The organism is Mixta sp. Marseille-Q2659, assembly GCF_940807255.1.
GTDB lineage: Bacteria > Pseudomonadota > Gammaproteobacteria > Enterobacterales > Enterobacteriaceae > Mixta.
In genome coordinates this window covers 1-12,714 of sequence record NZ_CALNWY010000021.1, presented here as the reverse complement: position 1 = coordinate 12,714, position 12,714 = coordinate 1, and the positions used below count along the sequence as shown (strand labels likewise).

7 protein-coding genes and 1 riboswitch are annotated in these 12,714 nt (G+C 55.6%); of the genes, 4 read left to right on the top strand and 3 right to left on the bottom strand.

Going from position 1 to position 12,714, the window contains the following annotated elements:
* The first annotated feature begins 221 nt into the window (after window positions 1-221).
* The 4 genes from P3C52_RS14560 (at window position 222) to panS (ending at window position 5,731) form a co-directional block, all read left to right on the top strand.
* Window positions 222-2,027, top strand: coding sequence for a sodium:proton antiporter (locus P3C52_RS14560; RefSeq protein ID WP_275555695.1), 1,806 nt, complete (start codon window positions 222-224; stop codon window positions 2,025-2,027).
* Between the two features lie 51 nt (window positions 2,028-2,078).
* A riboswitch (Lysine riboswitch) is annotated at window positions 2,079-2,272 on the top strand.
* An 88-nt stretch (window positions 2,273-2,360) separates the two neighbouring features.
* Window positions 2,361-3,716, top strand: coding sequence for a lysine-sensitive aspartokinase 3 (lysC, locus tag P3C52_RS14555; RefSeq protein ID WP_275555739.1), 1,356 nt, complete (start codon window positions 2,361-2,363; stop codon window positions 3,714-3,716).
* Window positions 3,717-3,972: 256 nt separating this feature from the next.
* On the top strand, window positions 3,973-4,665 hold the full coding sequence (gene aqpZ, locus P3C52_RS14550; RefSeq protein ID WP_275555694.1) for an aquaporin Z: 693 nt from the start codon (window positions 3,973-3,975) through the stop codon (window positions 4,663-4,665).
* A 148-nt stretch (window positions 4,666-4,813) separates the two neighbouring features.
* Entirely contained in the window at window positions 4,814-5,731 is a 918-nt protein-coding gene (gene panS, locus P3C52_RS14545; RefSeq protein WP_275555693.1) for a ketopantoate/pantoate/pantothenate transporter PanS, read from the top strand.
* Between the two features lie 33 nt (window positions 5,732-5,764).
* Here the strand turns inward: panS and P3C52_RS14540 are convergent, their stop codons facing one another.
* The 3 genes from P3C52_RS14540 to metA all read right to left on the bottom strand — a co-directional run bounded on the left by P3C52_RS14540 (window position 5,765) and on the right by metA (window position 12,501).
* Window positions 5,765-7,390 carry a Na/Pi cotransporter family protein gene (locus P3C52_RS14540; protein WP_275555692.1) on the bottom strand — a complete coding sequence of 542 codons (1,626 nt, stop codon included), beginning with the start codon at window positions 7,388-7,390 and terminating at the stop codon, window positions 5,765-5,767.
* Between the two features lie 407 nt (window positions 7,391-7,797).
* Complete coding sequence (metH, locus tag P3C52_RS14535) at window positions 7,798-11,481, bottom strand: methionine synthase (protein WP_275555691.1); 3,684 nt, start codon at window positions 11,479-11,481, stop codon at window positions 7,798-7,800.
* Window positions 11,482-11,571: 90 nt separating this feature from the next.
* On the bottom strand, window positions 11,572-12,501 hold the full coding sequence (gene metA, locus P3C52_RS14530; protein ID WP_275555690.1) for a homoserine O-succinyltransferase: 930 nt from the start codon (window positions 12,499-12,501) through the stop codon (window positions 11,572-11,574).
* Window positions 12,502-12,714 lie beyond the last annotated feature (213 nt).

Below are 12,714 nucleotides of genomic sequence, written 5' to 3'. Positions count from 1 at the left end.
CTCTTATGTTTTAACAACCGTAATTCTGACCGGACGTCATCTTACCTGTTGACCGTGACTCACTTTCCTTTTCCTGCAACAGGTTACGACTATCGAAGCGGTGAGCGCTCGCTGGCATTTTCTCACCCTTTGCCCGGGACTCATTATAATTCAGGCTGCGGCAATGATGGCCGCCAGGTATTTCAGTATGACGATTCTTACCCTTGAAAGGAAAAATTTTTATGCCGCTCTCTGCTCCGTTATTACTGGTGATCATTGGCTTCAGCTCGCTGATAGCCCAGTGGATCGCCTGGTTACTGCGGCTTCCAGCGATTTTACCGCTGTTGGTTTTCGGAATCATACTGGGCCCGATAACCCATGTTTTGCAGCCTGATGCGCTGTTCGGCGATCTACTGTTCCCGCTGGTTTCGCTGTCGGTCGCCATTATTCTTTTCGAAGGCGCGCTAACGCTGCGCATCGATGAAATTCGCGGTCTCGGCGGCGTGGTGCGCAACCTGATAGTCATTGGGATGCCGATCACTTTTGTCATTATCAGCCTCGCCTGCTGGCTGCTGCTGGATTTTCCGCCGGAACTGGCGGCGCTGGTTGGCGCGGTAACGGTGGTTACCGGCCCAACGGTGATTGCACCGCTAATGCGCGTCGTGCGCCCCAATGCCGCGATTAATCAGGTTCTGCGCTGGGAAGGCATCGTCATCGATCCAGTGGGCGCTATTTTTACCCTGCTGGTATTTGAATTCATTGTGCTGCGTCAGCATGCTGAATCGTTATCGCATTTGCTCTGGACGCTAGGCGTAACGGCGGCAGTCGGATTGAGCGTCGGCGCGCTGGCCGGCTGGCTGTTGGGCGTGGCGCTAAAACGCGTCTGGCTGCCGGGCTACCTGCAAAATTTTGGCGTGCTGGCGATTGTGCTGACTACCTTCGGCGTTTCTAATGCGCTGGCGGACGAATCAGGCTTGCTGACCGTAACCGTGATGGGCATCTGGCTGGCGAATATGCGCGACGTCGATTTACGCGACATTATCGCCTTTAAAGAGGAGCTGTCGGCGCTGCTGATTTCCGGCCTGTTTATTATTCTGGCCGCGCGGCTCGATATTCATGCGCTGCTGGCGCTGGGCTGGCCGCTGATAGCGGTACTGCTGGTGGTACAGTTTATCGCCCGGCCGCTCTGTATCGCCTTTTCGACCTGGGGCTTATCGCTGCACTGGCGCGACCGCGTGCTGTTGAGCTGGATTGCGCCGCGCGGCATTGTGGCGGCGGCGGTGAGTTCGCTGTTTGCCCTGACGCTGGCGCGCAGCGGCTATCAGCAGGCGGATCGTCTGGTCACGGTGGTGTTTGCGATAATTATCGGCACCGTGGTATTGCAGAGCCTGACCAGCGCGCCCTTTGCCCGCTGGTTGCGCGTTCAGCAACAAAAACCGCGCGGCGTGCTGATTATCGGCGCTAACGCCGTGGCGCGCGCGCTGGCGCTGGCGCTTCAGCGGCTCAATATTCCGGTGATGCTCACCGACAGCAGTTGGGAATATTATCGTCAGGCGCGCATGGACGGCATCCCAGCTTATTACGGCAATGCCTGGTCGGAACATGCGGAGAACTACCTTGATCTGAGCGATATTGCCCAGGTACTGGCGCTTTCGCCGAATCGCCATCAAAACGCGCTGGGCGTTTATCACTTCAGCCATATTTTCGGCGCGGGCAAAGTCGCCTCTATCCGTTCCGGCTCTACGCTGGCGGGCCGGCGCGATACCGAAAGCCCGCGTTTCCGCCGCCATGAAACTCTCTTCGGCGCCGAGCAAACCTATTCCCACCTCAGCGCGCTGTTGGCAAAGGGCGCCATTATCAAAGCCACCCAGCTGACGGAAAATTTTGGCTGGCTCGATTATCTGGAAAAGCATCCCGGCGTAATTCCGCTGTTTGCGTTAAAAGAGAGCGGAAAGCTGGAGATTTTAGGCAATTCGGCGCCGCCAGAGGCGCCCTGTACGCTGATTGCGCTGGTACAAAATGAGAATTCTTCAAATGCCAGCCGTTGACAGCGGCGCGAGAACCCGATATTTGTAAGCGGTTACTTGCGCAGCAGTGCGCAGGCCAGAAGAGGCGCGTCGCCCAGGTAGTGTGTCAGAGGAGCCGTATCCGGTGAAGACACATCAGGGGGAGCGACGCCGAGGCGTTTTTTCCACGGCAGAAAAAATGTCGACTACAGGGGCTGAATCCCCTGGGTTGTCACCAGGCGCGTGCGACAGTCGGACGCGCCGCAAGGTGGGGCGCTTCTGGGTGATCGTAGTTGTCCTCTCTACGTCTGCCCCGTTTCTGCTCTTCCCTTGTGCCAAGGCTGATGGAATTTAACCTGACACGGGGTATCTATGTTGCAATCTGAAGTGATAGTCGCCAAATTCGGCGGCACCAGCGTCGCCGACTTTACCGCGATGAACCGTAGCGCCGATGTGGTGCTGTCCAATGCTAATGTGCGTCTGGTGGTGCTGTCCGCCTCCGCTGGCATCACTAATTTGCTGGTGGCGCTGGCCGAAGGCCACCAGCCGCCGCAGCGCGATGCCCTGCTCAATGACATTCGTACTATTCAGTACGCCATTGTCGATCGCCTGCAGCAGCCGGAAGTGATCCGCGAAGAGATCGACCGCATGCTGGAAAATATTGCCATGCTGGCGGAAACGGCGGCGCTTAACCCTTCAGCGGCGTTGACCGATGAGCTGGTTAGCCATGGCGAGCTGATGTCCTCCCTGCTGTTTGTCGAAATTCTGCGTGAACGTCATGTCGCGGCCGAATGGTTCGACGTGCGCAAAATTATGCGCACCAACGATCGTTTTGGCCGCGCCGAACCGGACGTGAGCGCGCTGGCCGAACTGAGCCAACAGCAACTGCGTCCCCGGCTGGAAAAGGCGCTGATCATCACCCAGGGCTTTATCGGCAGCGAAGCCAACGGCCGCACTACGACGCTGGGTCGCGGCGGCAGCGATTATACCGCCGCGCTGTTGGGCGAGGCGTTGCAGGCCCAGCGTATTGATATCTGGACCGACGTGCCGGGTATTTACACCACCGATCCGCGTATCGTTCCGGCGGCGCAGCGCATCGATAAAATTACTTTTGAAGAAGCAGCGGAGATGGCGACCTTTGGCGCGAAAGTGTTGCATCCGGCCACGCTGCTGCCTGCGGTACGTAATGATATTCCGGTGTTTGTCGGCTCCAGCAAGGATCCGGCAGCAGGTGGAACGCTGGTCTGTAATGAAACGGAAAATCCTCCGCTGTTCAGGGCGCTGGCGCTACGCCGCAAACAGACGCTGCTGACCTTACACAGCCTGAATATGCTGCATGCGCGTGGCTTTCTGGCCGAGGTGTTTGCCATTCTGGCGCGCCATCATATTTCGGTCGATCTGATTACCACGTCTGAAGTCAGCGTGGCGCTGACGCTGGATACTACCGGCTCAACCTCCACCGGCGACAGCCTGTTGACGCAGGCGCTACTGACCGAACTTTCCTCGCTCTGTCGGGTTGAAGTGGAAGAGAACCTGGCGCTGATCGCGCTCATTGGCAATAAGCTGTCGCAGGCGTGCGGCGTGGGAAAAGAGGTATTCGGCGTGCTGGAACCTTTCAATCTGCGCATGATCTGTTACGGCGCCAGCAGCTACAATCTCTGCTTTTTAGTGCCCGGCAACGATGCCGAACAGGTGGTGCGTACGCTGCACCATAATCTGTTCAAATGCTGACTCAGGTTGCGCACACGCGGCGCTATAATCGCTTAAAATAGTGAATTAATGCCGGGCCAAAAGCCCGGCATTTTGTTGTTCACCTGCACGTATTGCTTCTCCCGCCCCGCTTTGCTTGCGACGTTTCTTACAGGACCTGTCTCGAATATTAGCCATATATTGATGCAGGTGCTGTTAACGCGTTTTAGCGATTGCAGACTTATTGCAGAAAAAGATAATGCGCCTCGCTTAAACATAATAAGAGTGAGGTTTTTACATGCGTAAATTAATGGCGGAATTTTTGGGAACATTTGTTTTGGTATTAGGGGGATGCGGAAGTGCGGTGCTGGCGGCAGGCTGGCCGGAATTAGGGATCGGTTTTACCGGCGTGGCGCTGGCGTTTGGTTTAACCGTGCTGACGATGGCTTACGCGGTAGGCCATATTTCAGGCGGTCATTTTAATCCGGCGGTCACGCTGGGTCTGTGGGCGGGCGGCCGTTTCAGCCTGGCGCAGGTTATTCCTTATATTGCCGCTCAGGTGCTGGGCGCGATTGCGGCAAGCTGCGTCCTCTATCTGGTCGCCAGCGGTAAGCCTGGTTTCGATGCGGTCGCGAGCGGCTTTGCCGCCAACGGTTACGGCGAACATTCCCCGGGTGGCTACTCACTGGAAGCCTGTATGCTGATCGAGGCGGTGCTGACCGCGATTTTCCTGATTGTTATTATGGGCGCGACCGATAAACGTGCGCCTGCGGGCTTTGCGCCAATAGCTATCGGCCTGGCATTAACCTTAATTCATCTCATCTCAATCCCGGTGACCAATACCTCGGTTAATCCGGCGCGCAGTACCGGCGTCGCGCTTTTCCAGGGCGACTGGGCGCTGAATCAGCTCTGGATGTTCTGGTTAATCCCGCTGGCTGGCGGCGTGGTTGGCGGTCTGCTGTACCGCGGACTGCTGCAAACGAAGGAATAAATCCTCTTTTTCGGGCGGCGTTCTGTCGCCCCTTTACCCAGACGACCGTAATGCTATGATTTTCCGTTCGCTTTTTGCTCAGGTTCCGGGCTTAAGGCGAACTGTCTATTGGCAAACCAACATTACATTCTAATAAGGAAGTCTGGCTATGCTCGCCAAAATCACCCGGCTGTTCCCGGTATGGGCTATTTTGCTCTCCGTGGCGGCCTATTTCTCTCCCGGCACGTTTACTGGCATCGGCCCCTGGGTCTCTTGGCTGCTGATGCTGATTATGTTCGGCATGGGCGTCACCCTGCATATTGATGACTTTAAACGCGTGCTGGTGCGTCCGGCTCCGGTCATCGCCGGCACTTTTTTGCATTATCTGGTGATGCCGCTGGCCGCCTGGCTGCTGGCGAAGTTGTTTCAGATGCCGCCCGATCTGGCAGCCGGCATGATTCTGGTCGGCAGCGTAGCCAGCGGTACCGCGTCCAACGTGATGATCTATCTGGCCAAGGGCGACGTGGCGCTGTCGGTTACCATCTCTTCGGTGTCAGCGCTGGTTGGCGTGTTTGCCACGCCGCTGCTGACGCGTTTTTATGTGGATACGCACGTTGAAGTAGACGTGGTCGGGATGCTGCTGAGCATTATTAAAATCGTAGTGATCCCTATTGGCCTGGGGCTGATTGTGCATCACAGCATGAACCGCGTGGTGAAGCGCATCGAACCCTGGCTGCCCGCATTTTCCATGATCTGTATTCTGCTGATCATCAGTGCCGTGGTGGCCGGTAGCCAGAGCTTTATCGGTTCGGTGGGTCTGGTGGTGATTGCCGCGGTTATTCTCCATAACGCCATTGGTCTGTTGGGCGGATACTGGGGCGGCAAGCTGTTCGGCTTTGATGAGTCAACCTGCCGCACGCTGGCGCTGGAGGTCGGCATGCAGAATTCCGGGCTGGCAGCCACGCTGGGCAAGCTTTACTTCTCTCCGCTCGCGGCGCTGCCCGGCGCGCTATTTTCCGTCTGGCATAACCTGTCCGGCTCGCTGCTGGCGGGTTACTGGTCCGGCAAACCGGTCGATAAAAAATAACAGAGACGGCCAGCCGCGCAGGCTGGCCGCTTTTCACTCTTTGTCCCGCTCATCATCCGGCTGTTCCAGTACGCTGTAGGCTACAGCGCAGAACAGCGAGTTCAGCCTTTTCATATCGCCCAGCAGTCCCAAATGCAGCGAGCTGGTTTCAATACTTTGCACGTTTTTCTGATGCAGCCGTTCGACATGCTCATGGGAAAAGCGACGATTCATAATGCGAAAGCGATGTTTGGCGCGGCGCAGGCGCTTTGCGCTGGCGATATCCCGTGACAAAAAGACCGACAGCGCCAGCCGCAGGTTATTCAGCAATTGTTCCTGCAGCTGCTCCAGCGATCTCAGTCCCTCCGGCGAGAAGGCGCGACGCGCAGCCAACGATTTGTCAGCTACGTCGCCGCTCATACGTTCGATAATATCGCCCGCCTGCTCAAGATTAAGCGCCGTTTCGATAATCTCCGCCCAACGGCGTGAATCCTCCTCCGGCAAATCTTCCTTCGGCATGCGCGCCAGATAGAGCTTGATGGCGGTATACAGCACGTCCACATCATCATCCAGCCGCCGTACCTCGCGCTCCTGACGCGGCTCGCCGTGCATCACTTTGTTAAAGTTATCCAGCATCATCTCCAGCACGTCGCCCATGCGCAGCGTTTCGCGCGCCGCGTTAGCTAACGCCAGCGCAGGCGTATCCAGCGCGCTGCGGTCGAGGTGTTTTGGCTTGAGGCGCGTATCGTTTTCCTGATCGTCGCGGATCAGCCTTTTGCACAGCCGCGCCATCGGTTCGGCAAATGGCACCATAACCAGACAGCGGATCAGGTTGTAGAAAACGTGGAAGAAGATCACCAGTTCTTGATCCTGTACCGGTAACTTATCCAGCCACGGCGACAGCACATGAATAAACGGCAGCACCAGCACACAGCCAATTGCTTTAAACAACAGACTGCCAAGGGCCACGCGTTTGCCCGCCGCGTTGGATCCGCTGTTGTTCAGCATCGCCAGTAGCCCGCTGCCGAGGTTGGCACCAATCACCAGGCAGAGCGCAACCTGAAAAGAGATAACGCCGGTCGCCGTCAGCGTTGCCGTCAACAACACCGCCGCCAGGCTGGAATAACTGATAATGGCAAATACCGCGCCAATAAGCGCATCGAGCATAATATCGCCGGTCAGCGAAGAGAAAATAACCTGAACGCCAGATGCTTCGGTAATCGGGCGCGCCGCTTCCACCACCAGCTGTAACGCCAGCAAAATCAAGCCAAGACCAATGCTGGCGCGACCTAACTGTCCTGCTCGCGTTTGTTTTCGCCCAAGAAAAAAGGCCACGCCCAGAAAGATCAGCAGCGGCGACAGCCAGGAGAGATCGAAGGTCAGTACGCGAGCCATGATTGCGGTACCGACATCGGCACCGAGAATAATCACCAGCGCTGGCGTCAGGCCGACCAGGTTCTGTGCGACAAAGGAGGTGACCAGCAGCGTGGTCGCGTTGCTGCTCTGAACCAACGCCGTCACGCCAATCCCGGCGATAAAGGCCATCGGTTTCTTTTCTACGCTGCGGCTGAGAACGCGCCGCAAATCGGCGCCGTACACGCGCATGATCCCGGTACGCACAATATGCGTTCCCCAAACCAGCAGCGCGACAGCGGAAAGTAGATTCAACAGGATTAACACAGATTTCTGCTCCTTCACGCCGGGCTGCAATAACCTTTGCTGCCAGCCCGGCGGGAAAAGCAGCAAATGAAGCGGTTCTTTTCCCCGGCGTACTTCGCTGGGGCATATTTTGGCTTATTTTTCAGGTGAGTTAATGCGGGGACGAACCTATTAAATGTAGACCAATAGATCCAGGCGGGAAGTAAAGTTGATCACAGCTGTGCTTTATCTGCGGCAAGTTTCCGGCGAAAAAAGAATAAGTGTTTCCGACGTTCGGGCACGCTGCACATCAGGCAGCATTAGCCGTTAGTCCATTTACCCCTTTACCCGTTTACCTGTTAGTCCGTTAATCCGTTAATCCGATGCTGCTTCACCAGGGCGATCGTTGCCAGCCCTGCGGCTGGCATTTATCCCTTTTTCCAGAGAAATCAATCGGCGTCATAGCCAAGGTGAGGTGCCAGCCAACGCTCAACTTCGCTGACCGTCATCCCTTTACGCGCGGCGTAATCCTCAATTTGATCGCGCTGTAGCTGCGCCACGGCGAAATAACGGCTGTCAGGATGGCTGAAATACCAGCCGGAAACCGACGCGCCAGGCCACATGGCGAAGGATTCAGTCAGCTTCATGCCAGTATGACGCTCGACATCCAGCAGCTGCCAGATAGTGGCTTTTTCAGTATGTTCCGGGCAGGCTGGATAGCCTGGCGCCGGACGGATTCCCTGATAGTTTTCCCGGATCAGTTCCTCGTTACTGAGGTTTTCATTCGCAGCGTAGCCCCAGATAACTTTACGCACCCGTTCATGCAGATATTCCGCAAAAGCTTCCGCCAGCCGATCGGCCAAGGCCTTTACCATGATTTTGTTGTAATCATCATGCTGACGATCCCAGGCTTCCGCCAGCGCATCCTCCTCCAGGCCGCCAGTAACGGCGAACGCGCCGAGATAATCCGCTTTACCTCTGGCCTTCGGCGCTACAAAATCCGCCAGACAGTAGTTGGCGAATCCCACCTTCTCCGTCTGCTGACGTAAATGATGGCTGACGGCAATCACCTGCGAACGCGATTCGTCCCGATAGATTTCAATATCGTCACCGACGCGATTCGCCGGGAAAATGCCGACCACGCCGCGTGGCGTCAGGCTGCCGTCGGCGCTGAGCCGATCCAACATCGCATTGGCGTCGGCAAACAGGCGCTGCGCTTCTTCACCAACCACCTCATCTTCAAGGATGCGCGGATATTTGCCCGCCAGCGACCAGGTCATAAAGAACGGCGTCCAGTCGATGTAATTACGCAACGTATCAATCGAGGCTTTGACTTCGCTTACGCCCAGGCGATGCGCCACCGGCGGCGTGTACTGCTCCCAGTCAAAGGCGAAATCATTTTCGCGCGCGGCCTGCAGGGTAACCGGCGGCGTGCGCGGCTTTTTACGGCCGTGCTGAATGCGTACCGTTTCATACTCTTTGCGCGTACGCGCGACAAACTCATCGTGTTGCACAGGCGACAGCAGCGCGGAGACCACACCAACGGTGCGTGAAGCGTTCTGCACGTAAACCGTTGGCCCGCTATAGTTCTGTTCGATTTTTACGGCGGTATGCGCTTTAGAGGTGGTAGCGCCACCGATCAGCAGCGGCAGCGTAAAGCCCTGGCGCTCCATCTCCTTTGCCACGTTGACCATCTCATCCAGCGACGGCGTAATCAGTCCCGACAGGCCGATAATATCTGCCTTTTCATCGCGCGCGGTTTTCAGGATTTTTTCCGTTGGCACCATCACGCCAAGATCGATGATTTCGTAGTTATTACACTGCAAGACGACGCCAACAATGTTTTTGCCAATGTCATGCACGTCGCCTTTTACCGTGGCCAGCACGATTTTGCCGTTGGTGCTGCCGACCGCTTTGCTGGCCTGAATATAAGGCTCCAGCCAGGCGACCGCCTGTTTCATTACGCGCGCCGATTTCACTACCTGCGGCAGGAACATTTTCCCTTCACCGAACAGATCGCCAACGACGTTCATGCCCGCCATAAGCGGCCCTTCGATCACTTCAATGGGTTTATCCGCTGCCAGACGCGCCGCTTCGGTATCTTCTTCAATAAATTCAGTAATGCCTTTAACCAGCGAATACTCCAGCCGTTTCGCCACATCCCAACTGCGCCATTCCGCCTGCGGTTTGGTGCTGTCATCTTCCGCCTTGCTGCCTCGATATTTTTCCGCCAGTTCCAGCAGACGCTCGGTGCTGTCGCCGCGCCGGTTTAAAATGACATCCTCTACCGCATCGCGTAGCTCGGCGGGCAGATCGTCGTAAATCGCCAGCTGACCGGCGTTAACGATGCCCATATCCATGCCGTTGCGAATGGCGTAATAAAGGAAGACGGCATGGATCGCTTCACGTACCGGATCGTTGCCGCGGAAAGAGAAGGAGACGTTGGAAACGCCGCCAGAGATAAGCGCATGTGGCAGCTCGCGTTTGATGTCCTCGCAGGCGCCGATAAAGTCCATGGCGTAGTTGTTATGTTCCTCAATGCCGGTCGCCACGGCGAAAATGTTTGGGTCAAAAATAATGTCTTCCGGCGGAAAGCCAACCTCTTTCGTGAGAATGCGATACGCCCGCCGACAGATTTCAATTTTACGGGCGCGCGTATCGGCCTGGCCCACTTCATCAAACGCCATTACCACCACTGCCGCGCCATAGCGACGCACCAGCCGTGCGTGATGAATAAAGGCATCCACGCCCTCTTTCATCGAGATAGAGTTGACGATACCTTTGCCCTGAATGCACTGCAGCCCTTTTTCAATCACCTCCCATTTCGAGGAGTCGATCATAATCGGCACGCGCGCAATGTCCGGCTCGCCAGCGATCAGATTCAGGAAGCGCACCATCGCTGCCTCGGCGTCGAGCATCCCTTCATCCATATTGATGTCGATGATTTGCGCGCCGCTTTCAACCTGCTGCCGCGCGACATCCAGCGCTTCGCTGTATTTCTCTTCTTTGATGAGCCGCTTAAACTTTGCTGAACCGGTGACGTTGGTACGTTCGCCGACATTCACAAACAGCGTTTCCGCGCCGATGTTCAATGGCTCCAGACCAGAAAGGCGACAGGCAACCGGAACCTTTGGCAATTGACGCGGCGCTACGCCTTCTACAGCCTGAGCGATAGCGGCAATGTGCGCGGGTGTGGTGCCGCAGCAGCCGCCGACAATGTTCAGAAAGCCGGCCTGCGCCCATTCGCCGATCTGCTCCGCCATGATTTGCGCGTCCAGATCGTATTCACCAAAGGCGTTGGGTAAACCAGCGTTAGGATGGGCGGTCACGTAGCATTCCGCCAGACGCGACATTTCCGCAACGTACTGACGCAACTCATCCGGGCCCAGCGCACAGTTCAGTCCAAAAGAGAGCGGTTCCGCATGACGCAAAGAGTTGTAAAAAGCTTCGGTTGTCTGGCCGGATAGCGTGCGGCCAGAGGCATCGGTAATGGTGCCGGAAATCATCAGCGGCAGCGTAACCCCTAACGCCTCAAATTCACTTTGAATCGCGAAAACAGCAGCTTTGGCGTTCAACGTGTCAAAGATGGTTTCGATCATGATGATATCCGCGCCACCTTCAACCAGCGCGCGCGTCGATTCACGATAGGCCGTCACCAGCTGATTAAAGGTAACGTTACGGAACGCGGGATCGTTAACATCAGGGGAAATGGAACAGGTGCGGTTCGTTGGGCCAAGCACACCAGCAACGTAGCGCGGGCGATGCGGCGTCTTTGCACTCCACTCATCAGCGCAGGCGCGCGCCAGCTTTGTCGCCTCGTAGTTAATCTCTGCCGACAGCGACTCCATATGGTAGTCCGCCATTGCAATGGTGGTCGCGTTGAAAGTGTTGGTTTCCAGAATGTCAGCGCCAGCTTCAAGATAGGCATTATGGATAGCGCGAATAATGTCTGGCTGGGTCAGTACCAGCAGGTCATTGTTGCCTTTAAGATCGCTGGCCCAGTCAGCGAAACGCTCGCCCCGATAATCCTGCTCTTCCAGTCGATAGCTCTGGATCATGGTGCCCATTCCGCCATCCAGCACCATAATGCGCTGCGCCAGCTGCTGATGCAGCGCGTCGATTCTGTTACTCACTCTTGCTTCACCTGTTCTGATTATTATGTCTGCTGTCTGCCGCACAGTCTGGCATAGTTTTTATCCGACTCATGCACTGAATATTATCTTTTACTCAAGCGTGGGATTCATACGACGTAAGTCGTATGGCGTGATCTGGTAAACGTAATAGTTAAGCCAGTTGGAAAACAGCAAATTGCCATGGCTGCGCCAGCTGGCGCGCGGCGGCAGTTCAGGATTGTCCTGTGGGAAATAGTTCCAGGGAACCACCGGATTGAGCCCCGCTTCCCTGTCGCGCTGGAATTCACCGGCCAGGGTAAGCGCATCATATTCAGGATGGCCGGTAACGAAGGCTAACCGTTTATCTTTACTGCCCAACAGATAAGGCCCGGCCTGCTCTGATTCGGCGAAGATCTCCAGATCGGTGTAATCCCGAATCAGCTGCGCAGGAAAATCAGCATAGCGTGAGTGCGGCGCAAGAAAGGTGTCATCAAAACCACGCGTTAATAATGCGTGAGGATGCAGCGTCTGATGTTCATAAACGCCCGATAATTTCGTCGCTCTGGTCTGTTTCGGTATGCCGTACAGAATATTGAGTGCCGCCTGTACCGCCCAACAGACAAATAACGTTGAAGTGACGTGTTCTTTCGCCCAGTGCAAAACACGCTCTATTTGCGGCCAGTACGCGACATCATGAAAATCTACCAGCCCTAAAGGCGCGCCGGTAACGATGAGTCCGTCATAGTTATCATGCTCGATATCTTCAAAGTTGCAGTAGAAGTTATTGAGATGCTCCATTGGCGTGTTGCGGGATTCACGGCTGTCGATGCGCAGCAATTGAATATCTATCTGTAACGGGGAGTTAGAGAGCAGACGTAAAAACTGGTTTTCCGTCTCGATCTTTTTTGGCATCAGGTTTAATACCAGCACCTTAAGCGGTCGGATTTCCTGAACGCTGGCGCGAGAATGGGTCATAACGAACACATTTTCGTTGCGTAAACAGTTTACGGCTGGTAATTCATCGGGCACCCGAATTGGCATAGCCTCTCTTCCTCACTACATACGTTTATACGTTTAGACATCCAGATGCCCGAAGATAGCGTGATGCAGTGAAAATGTCGAGGTTTCAGCCAGAAATTGAAAATGTTTCATACAAGAAAGCAAAAAGGAAATTAATAGCAGGAAAAGAAGAGAGGATGGTTATAAAGCAGAACGGTGCTGGTCTGGTCTGGTCTGGTCTGGTCTGGTCTGGTC